Annotated in this window: 18 protein-coding genes and 1 pseudogene; 10 read left to right on the plus strand and 9 right to left on the minus strand. The window is 63.7% G+C overall.

Annotated elements, in window-relative coordinates:
• Positions 1-479 precede the first annotated feature (479 nt).
• On the minus strand, positions 480-830 hold the full coding sequence (locus WA702_RS08265) for a hypothetical protein (protein ID WP_425110035.1): 351 nt from the start codon (positions 828-830) through the stop codon (positions 480-482).
• A gap of 453 nt (positions 831-1283) precedes the next feature.
• Between WA702_RS08265 and WA702_RS08270 the strand changes: the two genes are divergently transcribed.
• Positions 1284-1946 carry an HAD-IA family hydrolase gene (locus WA702_RS08270; protein WP_425110036.1) on the plus strand — a complete coding sequence of 221 codons (663 nt, stop codon included), beginning with the start codon at positions 1284-1286 and terminating at the stop codon, positions 1944-1946.
• Positions 1947-1972: 26 nt separating this feature from the next.
• On the opposite strand, the gene WA702_RS08275 is transcribed toward WA702_RS08270, so the two are convergent.
• The 4 genes from WA702_RS08275 to WA702_RS08290 form a co-directional block, all read right to left on the minus strand.
• The gene (locus WA702_RS08275; protein ID WP_425110037.1) at positions 1973-2638 is read right to left on the minus strand and encodes a UPF0149 family protein; all 666 of its coding nucleotides are present in this window, start codon (positions 2636-2638) and stop codon (positions 1973-1975) included.
• Between the two features lie 693 nt (positions 2639-3331).
• On the minus strand, positions 3332-4108 hold the full coding sequence (locus tag WA702_RS08280) for an AAA family ATPase (protein WP_425110038.1): 777 nt from the start codon (positions 4106-4108) through the stop codon (positions 3332-3334).
• 84 nt (positions 4109-4192) lie between these two features.
• Positions 4193-5053 (minus strand): PCC domain-containing protein, encoded by an 861-nt coding sequence (locus WA702_RS08285; RefSeq protein ID WP_425110039.1) that lies wholly within the window; start codon positions 5051-5053, stop codon positions 4193-4195.
• 3 nt (positions 5054-5056) lie between these two features.
• Positions 5057-6682, minus strand: coding sequence for an acyl-CoA synthetase (locus WA702_RS08290; RefSeq protein WP_425110052.1), 1626 nt, complete (start codon positions 6680-6682; stop codon positions 5057-5059).
• A gap of 320 nt (positions 6683-7002) precedes the next feature.
• On the opposite strand from WA702_RS08290, the gene WA702_RS08295 reads away from it, so the two are divergent.
• Both WA702_RS08295 and WA702_RS08300 read left to right on the plus strand, forming a co-directional pair.
• Complete coding sequence (locus WA702_RS08295; RefSeq protein ID WP_425110040.1) at positions 7003-7275, plus strand: GNAT family N-acetyltransferase; 273 nt, start codon at positions 7003-7005, stop codon at positions 7273-7275.
• Positions 7276-7380: 105 nt separating this feature from the next.
• Positions 7381-7545 carry a DUF1127 domain-containing protein gene (locus tag WA702_RS08300; protein ID WP_425110041.1) on the plus strand — a complete coding sequence of 55 codons (165 nt, stop codon included), beginning with the start codon at positions 7381-7383 and terminating at the stop codon, positions 7543-7545.
• Positions 7546-7628: 83 nt separating this feature from the next.
• On the opposite strand, the gene WA702_RS08305 is transcribed toward WA702_RS08300, so the two are convergent.
• Complete coding sequence (locus tag WA702_RS08305; RefSeq protein ID WP_425110042.1) at positions 7629-8090, minus strand: DUF3597 domain-containing protein; 462 nt, start codon at positions 8088-8090, stop codon at positions 7629-7631.
• A 367-nt stretch (positions 8091-8457) separates the two neighbouring features.
• Here WA702_RS08305 and WA702_RS08310 point away from each other — a divergent pair, with 367 nt between their 5' ends.
• On the plus strand, positions 8458-9369 hold the full coding sequence (locus WA702_RS08310) for a DUF2189 domain-containing protein (RefSeq protein ID WP_425110043.1): 912 nt from the start codon (positions 8458-8460) through the stop codon (positions 9367-9369).
• A gap of 245 nt (positions 9370-9614) precedes the next feature.
• Entirely contained in the window at positions 9615-10433 is an 819-nt protein-coding gene (locus tag WA702_RS08315; RefSeq protein ID WP_425110044.1) for a lytic murein transglycosylase, read from the plus strand.
• 66 nt (positions 10434-10499) lie between these two features.
• Here the strand turns inward: WA702_RS08315 and WA702_RS08320 are convergent, their stop codons facing one another.
• Positions 10500-10760 carry a hypothetical protein gene (locus tag WA702_RS08320; RefSeq protein WP_425110045.1) on the minus strand — a complete coding sequence of 87 codons (261 nt, stop codon included), beginning with the start codon at positions 10758-10760 and terminating at the stop codon, positions 10500-10502.
• Between the two features lie 872 nt (positions 10761-11632).
• Between WA702_RS08320 and WA702_RS08325 the strand changes: the two genes are divergently transcribed.
• The 5 genes from WA702_RS08325 to WA702_RS08345 all read left to right on the plus strand — a co-directional run bounded on the left by WA702_RS08325 (position 11633) and on the right by WA702_RS08345 (position 16425).
• Positions 11633-11785, plus strand: a complete 153-nt coding sequence (locus tag WA702_RS08325; protein WP_425110046.1) for a DUF1127 domain-containing protein — start codon at positions 11633-11635, stop codon at positions 11783-11785.
• 164 nt (positions 11786-11949) lie between these two features.
• Positions 11950-13383: a methylenetetrahydrofolate--tRNA-(uracil(54)-C(5))-methyltransferase (FADH(2)-oxidizing) TrmFO gene (gene trmFO, locus WA702_RS08330; protein WP_425110047.1), complete on the plus strand. Its 1434-nt coding sequence runs from the start codon at positions 11950-11952 to the stop codon at positions 13381-13383.
• An 8-nt stretch (positions 13384-13391) separates the two neighbouring features.
• Complete coding sequence (locus WA702_RS08335) at positions 13392-14492, plus strand: serine/threonine protein kinase (RefSeq protein ID WP_425110048.1); 1101 nt, start codon at positions 13392-13394, stop codon at positions 14490-14492.
• 75 nt (positions 14493-14567) lie between these two features.
• On the plus strand, positions 14568-15458 hold the full coding sequence (locus WA702_RS08340; RefSeq protein WP_425110049.1) for a TauD/TfdA dioxygenase family protein: 891 nt from the start codon (positions 14568-14570) through the stop codon (positions 15456-15458).
• 205 nt (positions 15459-15663) lie between these two features.
• Positions 15664-16425: a TauD/TfdA dioxygenase family protein gene (locus tag WA702_RS08345; RefSeq protein WP_425110050.1), complete on the plus strand. Its 762-nt coding sequence runs from the start codon at positions 15664-15666 to the stop codon at positions 16423-16425.
• A gap of 11 nt (positions 16426-16436) precedes the next feature.
• On the opposite strand, the gene WA702_RS08350 is transcribed toward WA702_RS08345, so the two are convergent.
• Positions 16437-17198 carry an ABC transporter ATP-binding protein gene (locus WA702_RS08350; RefSeq protein ID WP_425110051.1) on the minus strand — a complete coding sequence of 254 codons (762 nt, stop codon included), beginning with the start codon at positions 17196-17198 and terminating at the stop codon, positions 16437-16439.
• Positions 17164-17622, minus strand: a pseudogene (locus WA702_RS08355) (ABC transporter ATP-binding protein); the annotation flags it as partial. The gene WA702_RS08350 and the pseudogene WA702_RS08355, both read right to left, overlap by 35 nt.

Below are 17622 nucleotides of genomic sequence, written 5' to 3' on the forward strand. Positions count from 1 at the left end.
GCGAAATCGTCGCCTGGGGTCCGCCGGAGGACATCGTCAAGGCGCCGCGCAGCTACACCGGCCAGTTCCTCAAACCGGTGCTGGAGAAGTCGGCCAAGCCGAAGAAGCGCAGCAACAGCAAATCATCAGCGAGCGAGGCGGCGGAGTAGCCTGCCGCGCATGATCGACCGTCGCGCTCATGATCCCGCTTTCGTCATTGAAAGCGAAGCGAAGCAATCCAGAGGCCCAAAAAGGAAGTCTGGATTGCTTCGTTGCTTCGCTCCTCGCAATGACGCCTCTTGGAGCATGATCCGGAAAAGTGGAAACCGGTTTTCCGAAAAGATCATGCTCAAAGATGAGATCACGATGCGATTCTGTGTAATTGCATCGCGATCTAGGAGCACAGAAGCATTGCGCAGCTCGGCGACCAAGTAGAACCCGCCGCTCGGCATGAGCGGCGGATTTCTCGTTTCAGGCATCGACCGAGCTCGGGACCTGCATTACCAAGGCTGCCAGCGAGCCGGACCACTCAGCGTGCCGTTATTGTTGCCGCCCGGGCCGACGTCACCCTGGGATGAGCTCGGGGTCGGATGGTTGGTGCCGTTGCCGTAACGGCCGTAGCCGGGGCCGTAGGGGCGATAATAGGTGGGCTGCTGCACCGCGACATAGCCTTCCTCATAGGCCGGCCCCGGCGCCCAGGCGAACGAATTATCGTAGCGGCTGTGGCCAATGCCGGCTCCGTCATATCCGTAGCCGCCGTAGCCATAGTTATAGTCGGTCGCAGAAGCGGCGGCCGTTCCGGCCATCACGGCGACAACTGCCACGGCAGCCATCTTGATCGTGCGTTGCATCTCAGTCTCCCTCACTTGTGTGGGGATCAACCACCGCACCGCGAGAGGGTTGCGCCCAGGTCCCATCAAAAAAATCGTGATTCAGCTGTGATCGTTGGTCGCACCCCTGACGGAGGACGTAGCTTCGTCGGATTGAATCGAACGCGGGCCGCTTCAGAGCCAACGCGCTGTGAAAGCTTGCGCGGCTTGGATGTCGTCACGCGTCAGCCGCGATCATCGGCAAGGATGTCCTCAGTGGACTTTCCTGCGCCTAACTTGCGCAACACCAGTTCGACCGAACGCGTGTGCCGCGAATGACAGGCTCGCCGTCCATGACCGCATGGTTGACTTCGATCTGCTCGCGCCGCATGGCCTTCGCCTCATCGATCAGTGTCATTCTACCAGAATTGACCTGCGCTGTCGCCGCGCACGGAGTATTCTGACCGTCTGTCCCACCCTCGCCCCTTCCCGTTCATGCTCTACTCCCTCGTCATCTTCGATCTCGACGGCACGCTTGCCGACAGCTTTGCCTGGTTCAGACGCAACCTGAACATGACGGCGAAGCGCTATCGCTTCCGGGCGGTCGCCGAGGACGATGTCGAGATGCTGCGTCATGCTTCAACGCAGGAGATCCTCGATTATCTCGAGGTCCGCTGGTGGAAGATTCCGCTGATCGCGCGCCATCTGCGCCAGTTGAAGACCGCGCAGGCCGCGAGTATCCCGCTATTCCCAGGTGTTGCGACGATGCTCGGCACGCTTGCGGCCCATGACGTCAGGCTGGCACTGGTGTCCTCCGACACCGAGGCCAATGCACGCGAGAAGCTCGGGCCCTCAGTCGCGCTGTTTTCCGACTTCGACTGCTCGGCATCGATCTTCGGCAAGGCGCAGAAATTTCGCCGCGTCGTCAAGCGCGCGGGCGTCGATCCGAATGCCGTGATCGCGATCGGTGACGAGACCCGCGACATTGAGGCGGCGCGCACCGCCGGTATTGCCTGCGGCGCCGTGACCTGGGGTTACGCCGCAGCGAAGGCGCTGGGTGACCGCGCGCCAGACCATATGTTCGAGCGGATCGAGGACATCGCGGAGGCGGTGCTGGCCCGTGCGCCGGCTCATCCACCTGGTTTTGTCCGCGAATAGGCAGCGCCGCCGGCGTCGCGCCCGTCTCAGTTCGCGCCGCAGCAGCGCTTGTATTTGCGGCCCGAGCCGCAGGGACAAGGATCGTTGCGGCCGATCTTGGGGGTGGAAGCGAATGGGTTCGGCCGATCGGTGAAACCGATCCCCTGCCGACACCGGTGCAACGTCACGACGAAATCGCGAATGTTCTCGGGGGCGCGGCTGCTGAGCTTCGCGAATTCGTCGGAAGCAGTGTCCCCATCGACCGCTGCGTCAATCAAATTCACCATGCCCGTTGCGGCGGTCTCGGCTTCGCCTCCAATCTCGCGATAAAGGTCAAAGGCGCGGCGGCGCAGATCAGTCGCAGCAGCGAAGCCGTCGATCCACAGCTCCCAGAGCACATCTCCGCTATTGTCATCAATGGAAAACCGCGGCTGGTAGTGTTCGGGATCCCGCTGCAGCGTCGCCGCGACCGCGTCATGATAATCCATCACGAGATCCAGCACATCATTGGCGTGCTCGATGTCGGCGAACGGCGACGGCTGGCTTTTGGAGAGGCCGACGGCACGCGCGAACCATTCGCCCGGCGGGATCGTCTCCGGACAGACCAGCACCCCGGCGATGAAGCCATCGAGCTCTTCGAGCACCATCGTGCCTTCACCGAGTTCGAGCAGCGCCTCGTCGAGTTCGTTCCACCGGTCAACCTGCTCAGACATCGCCTGCTCAATCCCTGTTGCGCCCGCGGGACCTCCGGCTGGAAGCGCGTCGCGGCTTCCAGCTACGCCGAACTGATTTGCCCGACAAGCGCGCGATCCGCGTCAAACGGCGCCTCAAAGCACCATAATCGGTATGCGCCTAAAATTTAATTTCACGAGCCGCTTCAACATGATCATCGATGTCTGGGCCTCCCGGGAAAATATTCCTATTTCTTTTTTTCGGAAATCATGCATTCTCAGGTCCATCCCGCCTCACCTGAGGGGCGCTTCGCGGTCGTCACGAACGTCGGGTGCGGGATGCGATGGACGCGGCGTATCGCAGCATGGCTTGCCGTGCGGACGAACGATACATCGCGGACGGCGAAGTCGTGTGGTCCTGATACCCCGACGCTGGTATCCGTGCGCAACGCCTTGATGCGTTGTCGCACACACGGTGGCCAAAAAGCCCGGTGCACCGAGGAGAGCGCGTATAAGCCGTAAACCGTCGCGCAGGGAAGGCCGGGTTGCACCGGCCAAGCCTGTGGTTCCTGCCCCGTGCACTTCTTCACGCACGGGGGCCATGGGTGCGGCCAGCACCCGGCCTTCCCTGCGCCCTCTTTTCGAAGAGGGTGACGAAATCAGCATGACTCGGACGCAAGCCGCGCCGCGAGAAGATGAAGGTGCGCGTCAGCGATGAACGGCGAGCCGCATCCGTCACTCCGCGAACACCGCCTCGACGAACCCTTTCGGATCGTCGCAGAACTCGCGCATGGCCTTGAAGTGATCGGTATCCTCCACGCGTACCGGCTCGAGCCCGTATTTGGTCAAGCGCAGCAGCGTCGCATTGGGATAGGCCATCAGGACAGGCGAATGCGTTGCCATCAGCACCTGGCAGTAGCCGGACTCGTCCATGCGCCGTATCAGCTTGAGGAATTCGATCTGGCGCGACGGCGACAACGCCGACTCCGGCTCGTCGAAGATGTAGATGCCCTGCCGGCGGCAGCGCTCCTGGAAGAAGCGCAAGAAGCCTTCGCCATGGGAATGCGACAGGAAGTCGGGTTGCGGCCCTCCTGGCACACCGGGGATGTAACGATTGACCTCATCGAGATAGCGCGCGACCGAGAAGAAGCTCTCGGCGCGAAAGAACCAGCCCTGCGTGATCTTCGGCAGCCAGCTTGCGCGCAGCGCCGACGAGAGTGCGCCGCCCATCTTCTCGATCGCTGTGGAATGATCGACCGGCCTGTAGCCCTTACCTCCGCCGGCCTCGTCATAGCCCGCAAGCGCGGCGATGCCTTCGAGCAGGGTCGATTTGCCGGTGCCGTTCTCTCCGACGATGATCGTAATGGCGTGCGAGAAACGCAGCTCGAAATCATCCTGCAGGAATGGCAGGCAGAACGGATAGGCCGCGCGGTCCGGAATCTTCGCCGGATCGAGCCACAGCCGCTTGAGATAAGGCGCCGGCAGCCTGATCTCGCGTTGGTTCCTTGCCATCTCGCCGTCCCTACAACCTCAATGACACGGCCGATAGCCTCGCATATCGCAAAGAACACAACAAGAACCTTCGCTCTATCCCCGTTAGTCCAGCGCCTCCAATACCAGCTCCATGGTCATCAGCACCGGGTTGTCGCCGCGCACCAGGCGTCCCTGTGCGAGGCCGCCGGTGTAATCGACCAGCCCGACGTCGAGCATGGCCTCGAGGGCGCCGCCGGCGCCCAGCGCGATCTCGCCGGCCGTGATCGTCAACTCCGTCGCGAACGGCTCGATGGTGCCCCCATCAATGAAGCGCGCGCCGATGGTCGAGCCGACGCCGCCATAAATGCGCGCACGGCTGAGGCCACGAGCGCGGCAGAATGCCTCCAGGCTCAGCGCAAAATCCTGGTTCGGACGCAGCCGCAGCGCGAAGGCACGACGATCCGTCACTGCACCGCTCGGCGTTGCCGCGACCGGCCCGAACAGCTTGAAGTTCGTCTCGGAATCGGGCGCCGCAGTGAACAGCGCGCCGTCGAGGCCGAAGGCCTCGACTTCGAACGGCTCGGCGACGATGGTTTCCTCGGGCAGGATATGGCCGCCATTGTTGCGGCCGCCCTGCTCCGTCCACAGCGCGTGACAATGAAAGAACGGCGCGCCGTCACGTATGCCGAGCGTCATGGTCGCGGTGGAGAGATGCGTGATGCCCTGGGGACGATAGGTCTCGCTATAGAACGCCGCATGCTCCGGTGTCTTCGACAATGCGGGCATCACATAGGAAAACGGCCCGAGCGCCCCACGCTTGAAGCTGGCGACGCCGCCGGCAAAGCCCTGCTCAGCAAATCCCCGCCGCACCGCTTCAAGCAGAGGCAGGCCGGCCTGCGCGACGAGCGAAAAGCTGCGGCCGCGCGCTTCCACCCACTGGATGCGTTCCGCGGCCGGCGGACCGGGCTGATGAATTTCGCGCATGACTCAGCTCTGTTTCGCCACATCGAGCAGCCCGCGCGCCTCGAGCTCGTCGCGCACCAGCCGCTTCGGGATCTTGCCGTAGCCGGACTTCGGCAACGCCTCCCAGAAGAAGAAGCGCTTTGGCATCTTGTAGCGCGGCAGCTTGGTGGCGAGGTAGCCGGCCATGTCGCTCTCGCTCGGCGCTATCGTGCCTTCCTGCGGCACGCAGACCGCAATGCCGACTTCGCCCCAGACCGGATCGGGCACGCCGAGCACGGCCACCTCGCCGATCGCGGGATGAGTGAGGATCTTCTCCTCGACCTCGCGCGGATAGATGTTCGAACCGCCGGAGATGTACATGTCCGAGGCGCGTCCGGTGATGTAGACAAAACCCTGCTCGTCGATATGGCCGAGATCGCCGGTACGAAACCAGCCGTCGCGGAACGCCTTCGCATTGGCTTCGGGATTGTCGTAATAGCCCGCGAACACCGCGGGCCCGATCACGCAGATCTCGCCGGTCTCGCCCGGCTTCACCTCAGTCCCCGCATCGTCCTGAATCGAGACCTGCATGCCGGTGCGTTCATAGCCGCAGGTGCCGATCCGCGTGTCGGGCCCATCCGATTCTTCATGCAACGCCGCCGGCAATACGGTGATGTTGCCGGTGACCTCGCCGAGCCCGAAATACTGCACGATGACCTTGCCGAGCCTGGCGAGCGCACGCTTCTGGTCCTCGCGATACATCGGGGCGCCGGCATAGATGACGTGGCGCAGCGAGGAATGATCGAACTGATCGACGGCCGGATGCTCGACCATCATCTTCAGGATGGTCGGCACGGTGAAAAGATTGCTGACGCCGTGGGTCTCGATCAGGCGAAACGCCTCGGTGATGTCGAACTTCTCGCTTGGAAGCAATACGGTCCTGGCGCCCCGCGCGCACTGCATCAACTGATGCACGCCGGCGCCATGCGACAGCGGCGCCACCACCAGCGACGCATCGTCTTCGGTGGTGCCGGGGGTGAGATCGGCGAGATGGTTGGTGATGACAAACGCCATCTGACCGTGGGTCAGCACCGCGGCCTTGGAGCGGCCGGTGGTGCCAGAGGTGAAGAAAAACCAGCAGGGATCGTCGTGCTCGACCGCGACATTTTCGACATGCGCGTCCTTGTGCGCCTTGATGGCATCACTGAGCGTGCGCTCGCCGAACGTCCCGCTGTCGCCGATGCGCCAGACGAAGGTCGCGCCGGTCGCGGCCGCAGCGTGCTCCGGAAAGTCGCCGTGACAAAGGAAGCCCTTGGCGCCGGATGCCGTGCCGAGATAGGCGACCTCGTCGGGCATCAGGCGGAAATTGGTCGGCACCCAGACCGCGCCAAGCCGGAAGGCTGCGAACATCGAGACGAACATCTCGTCGCAATTCTTGGAGTGCACCAGGATGCGATCGCCCTTCGCAATACCGCGCTCTGCAAGCGCCGCCGCAAGCGCCGAGACCATCCGATCGAGCTCGCGCCAGGCGAAGGCGCGCTCGCCCCAGACAAAACCGACGCGGTCGCCGAGCCGGCGGCCGTTCTGCGTCATGATGTGCGCGAGGTTCATGACCCGGCGCGACATCCGTGCGATCCCGCCCTGCGGCGGCGCCGGCGTGCTCTCGCCCACGCCGCTCACCGTCCGGCCTCCGCAGGGATGGCAATGCCGGGCGCATACGGGATAGCGGTCATGGGAGGCTCCTCGAGCGACGATTCGGCGGTCCAACGACGCCATCCAGCCTGTTTATCGCCACCGAACGAGGCCTCGCAAGGGCGGCCGGATCAGGTCACGACGATAGCCGCATGCAGCGGACGCAGCCGCGCCGCGACGATCGAACCCGTCGAATTTCAGCTCGGCAGGGATGCCGTCGCCAGCGTGGGCTTGCCGGCGCTGGAGCACCATATTCCGTTTTATCGCTCTGGAAGAGCCAGCATGGAAGTGAGGCCATCATGACGTCTGTCCGCAACAACGAGGCACGCCATCGCTTCGAGCTCGATGTCGAAGGCGGCACGGCCTTCGCCAACTATGTGACGACGCCGGCGGCCCTCGTTATCACCCACACCGAGACGCCGCGCGCCCTGCGGGGCCGCGGCATTGCCTCCGAGTTGGTGAAGGGCGCTCTGACGCTGATCCGGGCCGACGGGCGCAAGGTGCGCGCCGGCTGCAGCTTCGTCGCCGACTACCTCGACCAGCATCCGGAGAACCAGGACATCGTGGCTTGACCGGCCGTATGACTACCGGAACGGCACGCCCAATAAAGGTTATTAAGCTTTTGGCGACGCGAACGGGGCAGCACTTCTCGGCAGGACAACCTGTGGGAGAGGCACATGCTGATTGTCGCCATTTACCGATTTATCAAGCGCTATGCACATTACCGCACGCAGCTGGCCTGCATCGCGGCACTGGACGACCGCACCCTGCGGGACATCGGCTACAGCCGCACCGAGCTGTCCGCGCAGGCTTGGCGCCGCGCCGGGCTTGCGATGGGCTGACCGCTCGCCGCCTGTCGACGCGAAAAAGGCCCGCGCGAGCGCGGGCCTTTCGATGTCATATCCAAAGCTGCGGAATCGGGTTCCTAGTGCTTGATCTCGGGCGGCAGCTTGCCGCCATTGGCGGCGAGCTGCGCCATGACCTGCTTGTGCAGCCAGACATTCATGCTCGCCGAGTCGTTGGTATCGCCGCTGTAGCTGAGCTCCTTGGCGAGTTCCTTGCGCGCGGCGAGGCTCGAATCGATGTCGAGCGCCTTCATCAGGTCGACGATCGAGGTGCGCCACTCCAGCTTCTCATGCTTGGCGGCAGCCGCCTTGTCGACGATCGCGGCGACGTCGACGCTGTGGGGCGGAGCAGCCGGCGTGGATGTGCTCGGTGCCGCTCCGCTCGGTGCCGGCGCGGCTGCAGTGCCACCGGACATCGGCGCTGCATCGGCCGGCGCTACACCGCCGCTCTGCGCGGCATTAGTCCCCGCCCCGCTGCCGGTCGGCGTGGCGCTGGCCGAATGGCCGAAGATCGCGCTCATGATTTTTCCGAAAACGCTCATTCATTGGCTCCTAAAGGACCTAGAGATCGTGTGAAGAACTTGATCGGCTCTTTTTCGTTGCGCAACGGCCGGTCGGAAAATCTTAGAGCCCTCCGCGCTGCTTGCCAACGCGACCAGCGCGGCCAATTTACAGCCTACCCGGGGCAAAATGACGGCGGAGTGACGCTTGGCCACCTTTGCGTTGCGGCATATGAAAATGTCACCGAGGCGTGAGCATCGAAAAGCGCCGATTGCGGATATGCTGAGTACTTCAGTTCGCGAATGGCCACTCAGTTGGTTGCGACTGGCCACTCGTGGACCCATCCAAAGGGCGCGGCCAACCTCATCGGTTGTGAAACGTGCCCACCCTGTTTGGGAGTGAACGATCATGGCCTCTTATCACAGCAATGTCGCCTCACACGTTCGGCCAGCCGACGAAGTGGCAGCCGAACTGTCGATCCGCACCATCGGCCTGTCAGATCTGTCGCGTGCGCTGCGGCTCGGCTGGGAAGATTTCAAGGAGATGCCGAGCCACGCCGTGATGCTGTGCGCGATCTATCCGCTGCTCGGCCTGGTGCTGGCGCGCGCCGTGCTGGGCTATTCGGTGCTGCCGCTGCTGTTTCCGCTGGCGGCCGGGTTTGCACTGCTCGGTCCGTTCGCCGCGCTTGGTCTGTACGAACTGAGCAGCCGCCGCGAGCGTGGCGAGAGCGTCACCGCCTGGGACGCCTTCGAGGTGCTGCGTTCGCCGTCATTCGGCGCGATGCTGGGGCTCGGCACGCTGTTGCTTGCGCTGTTCGTGGTCTGGATTGCGTTCGCGCAGGCGATCTATGTCGCCGCCTTCGGCTACGGGGGCGCCGCCGACGGGGCCGATTTCGTCCGCCGCGTTCTGACCACACCGGCAGGCTGGTGGATGATCGCCGTCGGCTGCGGCACCGGTTTCCTGTTTGCGCTGGTGGCGCTGTGCCTCAGTGTGATCTCTTTCCCGCTGATGCTCGACCGCCATGCCGGCGCGTTCGAATCGATGGTGACGTCGCTGCGCGTGGTCGCGCGCAATCCGGTGCCGATGGCGACCTGGGGCCTGATCGTGGCGGCGCTGCTGGTCGCGGGCACGATCCCGTTCTTCCTGGGCCTCGCTATCGTGATCCCGCTGCTCGGCCACGCCACCTGGCACCTTTATCGCGAGGCGATCGCGATCGCGCCGAATGCCAGGCCGATCATGACCCCGCCCCCGCGCGCGCCGAAGCCCGCGGCCGATTTCCCGGCCAACCTGTTCCCGTGGCGGCAGCACGATCAAAGCTGACCGTTGGCGTCATGCGATCCGCCGGCGGTCAGATGCTGTCGGCGGATCAGGCTCGAATGCCCTACGCCTGTCGCCGAGCGCGTGTTAACGCGACATAAGGAGATATCAGCAGATGGCTGAAGCGATATGGCATCGCCGTGTCGCACGGCAAGGTGAATTCGGAGCCTTGTTTTGGCCGCGGTTGCTGCCAACATGGCGGTTTGCCGGTCATCCTCCGCCAGCCGATTTCACACAGGTGTTTCCTGATGATTCCGTTCCGCCTCGCCCGAACCATCGCCATCGGGGCCGTCTTGTTGTTCCCGGCCGCCGCGGCGCAGGCGACTGTGGCCTGCGGCAGTGGCAATTTCGATGCGTGGCTCGCCGACTTCAAGACTGACGCCGCATCAAAGGGCATCTCCAAGCCCGCCATCGATAGCGGGCTTGCGGGCGTCACCTTGGACCAAAGCGTGATCAATCGCGATCATTCACAAAAGGTCTTCAGCCAGACGTTCGAGGAGTTCTCCGGCCGCATGATCCCGCCGCGGCTGACCCGCGGCTCCAACATGCTCAAGCAATATGGCTCGGTGCTGTCGCGAATCGAGCAGGCCTATGGCGTTCCCGGCGAGGTGCTGGTCGCGATCTGGGGCCTGGAGACTGACTTCGGCGTCAATACTGGCAAGTTTCCGACCATTCGCGCGCTGGCCACGTTGGCCTACGACTGCCGCCGCGCCGATGAGTTCCGGGGCGAGTTGATGGATGCGTTGCGGATCGTCGAACGCGGCGACCTGACGCCGACGGAGATGCGCGGCGCCTGGGCCGGCGAGATCGGACAGACCCAGTTCATGCCGTCGTCTTGGGTCAAATACGCCGTCGATTTCGACGGCAACGGCCGCCGCGATCTGATGCACAACGCGCCTGACGTGCTCGCCTCGACCGCCAATTATCTCAAAGGCTATGGCTGGCAGCGGGGCAAGGATTGGGAGCCCGGCAGCCCCAATTTTCCCGTGCTGCAGCAGTGGAACAAGAGCGAGGTCTATGCGAAGACGATCGCGGCTTTCGCAACCCAGCTCGCCCACGCGCCATAGCGCGCCAGCATGAAAAGGCCGACCGCAACGGCGGTCGGCCCCGCGTCTTGAAATAAGAAAGCCGGCTTACTTCGCCGCCTGCGCCGCCTTCGACAGATGCATGCCGCAGGCACCCATCTTGCCGTTCAGCATCGAGTCCTGCGCCGCCGCGACTTCCCGCTCGGCGGTGTACTTGGCATCGCCGTCCGCCATAGCCTCGATCGCGGTTTCGGTCTTCGTCAGATTGGCGCCGCTGCAGCCCATGGCGCCCATCTTCGCCGCCTGCGCAGGCATCATCGACATCGTCATGGCAGTCAGAGCGGCCGCTCCAAGAAGCTTCTTGATCATGTTATTTCCCCACCTGTGTGCGACGGCTTCGGCTTCATTGCCGGCACGTCGTGAGACAATTTGTCGCGGAGGGATGCAACTTCAGAATGAATTTGACGCGAGATCGGCGTGATCGACGATCCCTGCAGAGCCATCATGCACAGAGGCCCGTTTGCATTACCGGCTCGTAACGATGCGACGCAGCAATAATCGCAACTAATAACTGGTCCAACGATGTGTCTGCGGCCCCATGTTTGCGGCCATACCACGACCGGTCGAGCAATTCATAGACGTGAGCTGGCTGTGGCGTAACCGCATCCGCTGAGGTCATCGAAGACAAAAACGCGTTGCTTCGTGTCCAAAGATAAGAAGACAAGCCTGGCGTGATCTCACATCGGCTATGGGCTGGATGCGACAAGCGTTGTCGCTCTTCGCCCACGCGCGCCTCTCGCCAAGTTGTCGCCTCCTGCACGACGGAACTTTCGACCCCTCCGCTGTGGTCGCTTCTCAACAAAATGAATTTATAATCACTTCTTGTAAATCGCTGTATTGGCAACAGTGCGTTATGCTCTAGCAGAGGCCGCCAACAGCACCGCAATGGTTCCAGGTGCGGCTTGAAGCGGCAAAAATTGTTGCCATCTTTGCATCAAGCCCGGCTCTTAAATTCCGTACAACTACTGAATTTCACTGATCTTTTCTCGATATTCCGCTTGTAGGACATGTCCTTTCCCGAGTCCCACGGAATTCTTACCCATCGGTTAGCTGAGCTATGCATTCGTCGCCTAGCTGCACCGCAACAATTGCGACTACTGCACCGCAACAAACCGTCCTATGTTCATTTCAACGATGAGGCCCTGACGAAGAGCTGAATCGATTATCGAAGGAGAATACCCATGTTGCTCTCGCTCATCCGCATGGTCCAGGCGTTCCGTGAATATCAGCGCAATGTTTCTGAGCTGTCGCAGCTCACCGATCGCGAGCTCGCCGATATCGGCCTCGATCGTTCGGACATCCCGCGTGTCGCCGCCGGTCACTACAACGGTTGATTTCGTCTTCCGATCTGACGGACATCGCCCGCCTCCACGGCGGGCGTTGTCGTATCCAGGCTCGGTGCGCTAGCGATAACCCACTCGGTTCCGTCGACGTTTTCGTCCGGCATCGGCTGACATTGCATTTCCCTGCCGCATGAAACGCGCTACCTGTCGCGCCCATGACAGCATCGAAATCAGCTTCCGAATCAGTGCACGTGATCGGCGCAGGGCTTGCCGGCTCCGAGGCCGCTTGGCAGCTCGCTGAGGCCGGCATCGGCGTCGTGCTGCACGAGATGCGGCCGATTCGTATGACCGAAGCCCACCGCACCGAGACGCCGGCCGAACTGGTCTGCTCGAACTCCTTCCGCTCCGACGATGCCGCCAACAACGCCGTCGGCCTGCTGCATGCCGAGATGCGCAAGCTAGGCTCGCTGATCATGCGCGCGGCCGACGCGAACCAGGTGCCCGCCGGCGGCGCGCTCGCGGTGGACCGCGACGGTTTCTCGGCGGCGGTCGGCAAAGCGCTGCAAGACCATCCCCGCATCGAACTGCGCCGTGGCGAGGTCTCCGGCCTGCCGCCGGCAGACTGGGGCAACGTCATCGTCGCCACCGGTCCCCTCACCTCCGCGCCGTTGGCGGACGCAATCCGCGAGCTGACCGACGAGAGCGCGCTCGCCTTCTTCGACGCCATTGCCCCGATCGTCCACAAGGACTCGATCGACATGGCGGTGGCCTGGTTCCAGTCACGCTACGACAAGGTCGGCCCCGGGGGCACCGGCGCCGACTACATCAACTGCCCGATGACCAAGGAGCAGTATGACGGCTTCGTCGCCGCGCTGCTCGCGGGCGAGAAGACCGACTTCAAGGAGTGGGAAGCCGACACGCCCTATTTCGATGGCTGCCTGCCGGTCGAAGTGATGGCGGAGCGCGGTCACGAAACCTTGCGGCACGGGCCGATGAAGCCGGTCGGGCTGACCAATCCGCATAATCCGACCGTCAAGGCCTACGCGATCGTCCAGCTCCGCCAGGACAACAAGCTCGGCACACTCTACAACATGGTCGGATTCCAGACCAAGCTGAAATACGGTGCGCAGCAACAGGTGTTCCGCACCATCCCCGGCCTCGAGAAGGCGGAATTCGCGCGGCTCGGCGGCCTGCATCGCAACACCTTCCTCAACTCGCCGAAGCTCTTGGACGAGCAGCTCCGCCTGCGCGCGCAACCGCGGCTGCGCTTCGCCGGCCAGATGACGGGTTGCGAGGGCTATGTGGAGTCCGCCAGCATCGGCCTGATTGCCGGTCTCTATGCGGCGGCCGACGCCCGCGGCCAGCGCTTGGCGGCGCCGCCGCAGACCACCGCGCTCGGCGCCCTGCTCGGCCACATCACGGGCGGTCACATCGAGACCATCGATTCCGGCGCCCGCTCGTTCCAGCCGATGAACATCAATTTCGGCCTGTTCCCGCCGCTCGCCAGTCCGCCGACCAAGAAGCCTGATGGCACGCGGCTGCGCGGCAACGAGAAGACGGTGGCGAAAAAGCAGGCGCTGAGCGCCCGTGCGCTTGCCGATCTCGACCGCTGGATCGCCGATCATCTTCGTATCGCTGCCGCCGCGTGAGCCTCTCGATGAGTTTGCCAAAGGATGACGCCGCAGCTTTGGCGGCGCGCTGGACCGAAGGCGTGCTGCTCAAGCGCGACGTGTTCTCGAATGTCGAGCGCGGCCGCTATCGCAGGGGCGGCGGCGAGGTCGATGCCGTGCTGCGCCGGCTCGACGAGGTGCCGTGGTGGTCGTTCCTGCTGGCGCGCCATCTGTTCGCGCGGGAGCGGAAGGCGCTGGCACTCGCCAAAGGACTCGATGTCGGCCCGGAGCTGCTGTGGGCTGGCCGCCGGGCGCTGGTGCGCGGCTTCATCGATGGTGTCGCCCTGCATCAGGCCAAGCCGCGCGGCAACCTCGCCTACTTCCGCTCCGCCAAGCAGGCGCTGCGCCGGCTGCATCGCGCCGGGATCACCCACAACGATCTCGCCAAGGAGCAAAACTGGCTGGTCGGCCGCGACGGCCATTGCTACGTCACCGACTTCCAGCTCGCGGCCTGCTTCACCTCGCGCAGCCGGCTGTTCCGGATCGCGGCCTATGAGGACCTGCGGCATCTTTTGAAGCACAAGCGGACCTATGCGCCGGAGGCGCTGACGCCGAAGGAGCGCAAGATCCTGGCGCGCAAGTCGCTGTTCGCGCGGGTCTGGCTGATGACCGGCAAGAAGGTCTATCGCGGCATCACCCGCGGCATCTTCAACTTCACCGATCGCGAAGGTGGTGGTCGGCGCCTCGTGAACGACGCGCCGGTGCTGATCGATCTGATCCGCAAGAATCCCGATGTGCGCGACGCCGCGATTGTCGCCTTTGCCGACCGACGAACCGGCGTCGGGCTTTACGCCTTTGTCGAGGCCGAGCGCACCTCGCTCGAGGCGCAGTTGCAGAGCGAGCTTGTTGCGGCCAAGGGGCCGAAGCCGCCGGAACATATCCAGGTCGTGCAAGCGCTGCCCCGCGATGCCGCCGGCCAGCCGCGCACTGAAATCCTGCAGCTGGTCGCGATGAACCAGGTCGATCTGATCGAGCCGATGATGACGAGCGACACCGACCGCGCGTTCCTGAAGGACATTCTGGACAGCCGCAAGAACCTGCGCGACCGCTTCAATTTCGAGGCCGACCTGAAGCTGCCGTCACATTAGAACGCAAGCAATCTGCGATTGCTTTGGTTATAGTTGGCGATCAGTAGCCAATGTACGCTACCGGAGGAGCCGACCATGGACATCGAAACCAGCTCCGCGCGCGAGGTCACGCCCCGCGCCATTGAGATCGTTCCGACCGGCAAGGCGCTTGGGGCCGAAATCAGAAACGTCGACCTCAAACGGCTAGATGACGCGACCTTCGCGGCTCTGCTCCGTGCCTTCCATGATCATTCGGTGCTGCTGATACGCGCTCAGGCCCTGTCCGATCAGGATCTCATCGCCTTCAGCCGCCGCTTCGGCGAGCTCGACTGGGCACCGGTCCAGGAAAGCGGCCGCCGTTTTGTCGAGGGATTGCCGGAGATCTACATCGTCTCGAACGTGAAGCAGAATGGCGAGCCGATCGGCAGCCTGGGCGCCGGCGAGGCGGTCTGGCACACCGACATGTCCTATCTCGAGGCGCCGCCGATCGCGAGCGCGCTCTATGCGCTGGAGATCCCGCCGGTCGGCGGCAACACCTCGTTCAGCAGCATGTACGCGATCCATGATACGCTCGCGCCAGACCTGAAGCGCCGCATCGCCGGCCTCAAGATCAAGCACGACGGCACCTACAACAGCGGCGGCTTCCTGCGCCAGGGCGTGACGCCAACCGACGATCCGCGCACCTCGCCAGGCGCGGTCCATCCGCTGGTCTGCACGCATCCGGACACGGGCCGCGAGATGCTCTATCTCGGCCGCCGTCGCAACGCCTACCTGGTCGGGCTCGATCTCAATGAATCGGAAGCGCTGCTCGACGAGCTCTGGGCCTACGTCGACCGCGCTGAGTTCGCCTGGGAGCACGTCTGGCAGGTCGGCGATCTCGTGATCTGGGACAACCGCTGCACCATGCATCGGCGCGATCCGTTCGACGACAACAGCCGCCGCATCATGCATCGGACCCAGATCAAGGGGACGGTGCGCCCGGTGTGAGCCGGTTCGACATCGTCGCCGAGTCGGAATGACGCAGTCCGGATCGGACCGCGCGCCGCAAATTCGACCCAACGTGCTGCACTGCGCCGACAATATGCCACCAGTGCAGCGATTGTCCCGCGATTTGCCGCGACACCGAGATACTGACGACACGTTCCCATGGCTGAATCAGCCGCGTTGGCAAATCAGCGGGGAAGTGATGGCCATGGTTTTCGGGAGCAATGTTACCGGCAAGGCCCGACGTGAGATCGGCGACGAGATTCGCGCAACGACGCCGGCTGTGCTGATCGGCAGCCTGTTCGAGGTGATCCCGAGCGGTGAGGCGCTCGGGGCCGAGGTCCGCAATGTCGATGTCAGGTCGTTCGACAGCTGGTCCTTTGCCGCGCTGATGCGCGCATTGCTGAAGCATCAAGTGCTGCTGGTTCGCGAGCAGACGCTCGGCGAGCATGACCTCGTCCATCTGCGCCGCCGTCTCGGCCATGCCGCCGTGCGGCTGTCTCGGGCGACGGCACTCGGCACCCCCTCTTCATTCAGCAGCCTGTATGCGATCTACAACGCGCTGCCGCCCGCCCTCAGGCGCCGGATCGCCAATCTGAAGATCAGGCATCTGCTGCCCAATGCCAATGATATCGCACGCTATATCGGCGCCACTGACGAGATCGCGATCGATACCACGGTGCAGCCGCTGGTCGGCATCCATCCGGACACTGGCCGAGCGATGCTGCATCTCGGCGACCGTCGCCATGCTTCTCTGGTGGGCATGGAATTGGCCGAATCCAATGCTCTGCTCGACGAACTCTGGCAATTCGCCGCGCGCGCCGAATTCGGCTGGCAATGCACATCCGATGCGGGCGACCTTCTGATCTGGGACCCGCGCAGCACGCTGCATCAACAAGCACCGAAAAGCGCGGTGCATCCACAATTGCTGCATCGGGCCGAGATCTGGCGTTCAATGAATCCGAGCTGATTTGCGTCTGCTCACGCGACCCCGCCGAGATAGAGCCGCTTGACGAGATCGTTAGCCTTCAGCTCGTCGACCGTATCGGCAGCGGCGGCAATCTCGCCGTGAACGATGACATAGCCGCGGTCGGCGACGCGGATCGCCTGGTTGAAGTTCTGCTCGGCCATCAACACGGTGAGCCCAAAACTCTGCTTCAGCTCGCCGATCTTGCTGATGGTCTGCGACACCAGCAGCGGCGATAGGCCGACGGACGGCTCGTCGACCAGTAACAGCCGCGGCGACGACATCAACGCGCGCGCGATCGCCAGCATCTGCTGCTGGCCGCCCGACATGGTGCCGGCGAGCTGCCGCCGGCGCTCCTTCAGCAGCGGAAACGTCTCGAAGGCTTGCGCGAGATTGTGCGCAATCGCCTTGCGGGCGGCCTTGCGGAAGGCGCCGAGCATCAGGTTTTCCTCGACCGTCAGCTTCGGAAACAGCCGCCGTCCCTCCGGCACCAGCGCGACGCCGAGACCGACGATCGCCTCGGCCGGCAACCGCGTGAGGTCGTGCTGCTTGCCATCGATCGTCAACAACACCTTGCCGCGGGTCGGCCGCACCAGGCCCATCACGCATTTCATCAGCGTGCTCTTGCCGTTGCCATTGGTGCCGAGCAGGGCCACCGTCTCGCCGGCATTGACGCGCATCGACACGCCGCGCAGCGCCTTCACCGCACCGTAGCCGGCATCGAGGCCCTCGATCGACAGGCTAAACGCCAAGATAGGCCTCCTGCACCCGTGCATTGGCCATGACCTCGGCCGGCGCCCCGATCGCGATGATCTTCCCGGCGTCGAGGCACATCACCCGCTCCGAGAACCGCATCACTGCCTGCATGATGTGCTCGATCATGATGATCGCGATGTCCTCGCCGCCGAGGCTCATCAGCAGATCCAGCACCTCGTCGACCTCCGAATGCGACAGCCCCGCCATCGCCTCGTCCGAGATCAGCAACTTCGGCCCCATTGCCAGCGCCCGCGCCAGCTCCATCTTGCGCAGGTCGACCTGGGTCAGCGCGGTGGCGAGCGCACCGGCCTTATGCACAAGCCCGATGCGTGTCAGGATCGACATCGCCGCGTCGCGACGGTGCGCGGCGGATTCCAGCACGCCCCGACCGGCCGCGAAATCGAGCGCGACCATCAGATTCTCGAGCACGGTCATGCTGCGGAA

The organism is Bradyrhizobium sp. (assembly GCF_049798375.1).
GTDB lineage: Bacteria > Pseudomonadota > Alphaproteobacteria > Rhizobiales > Xanthobacteraceae > Bradyrhizobium.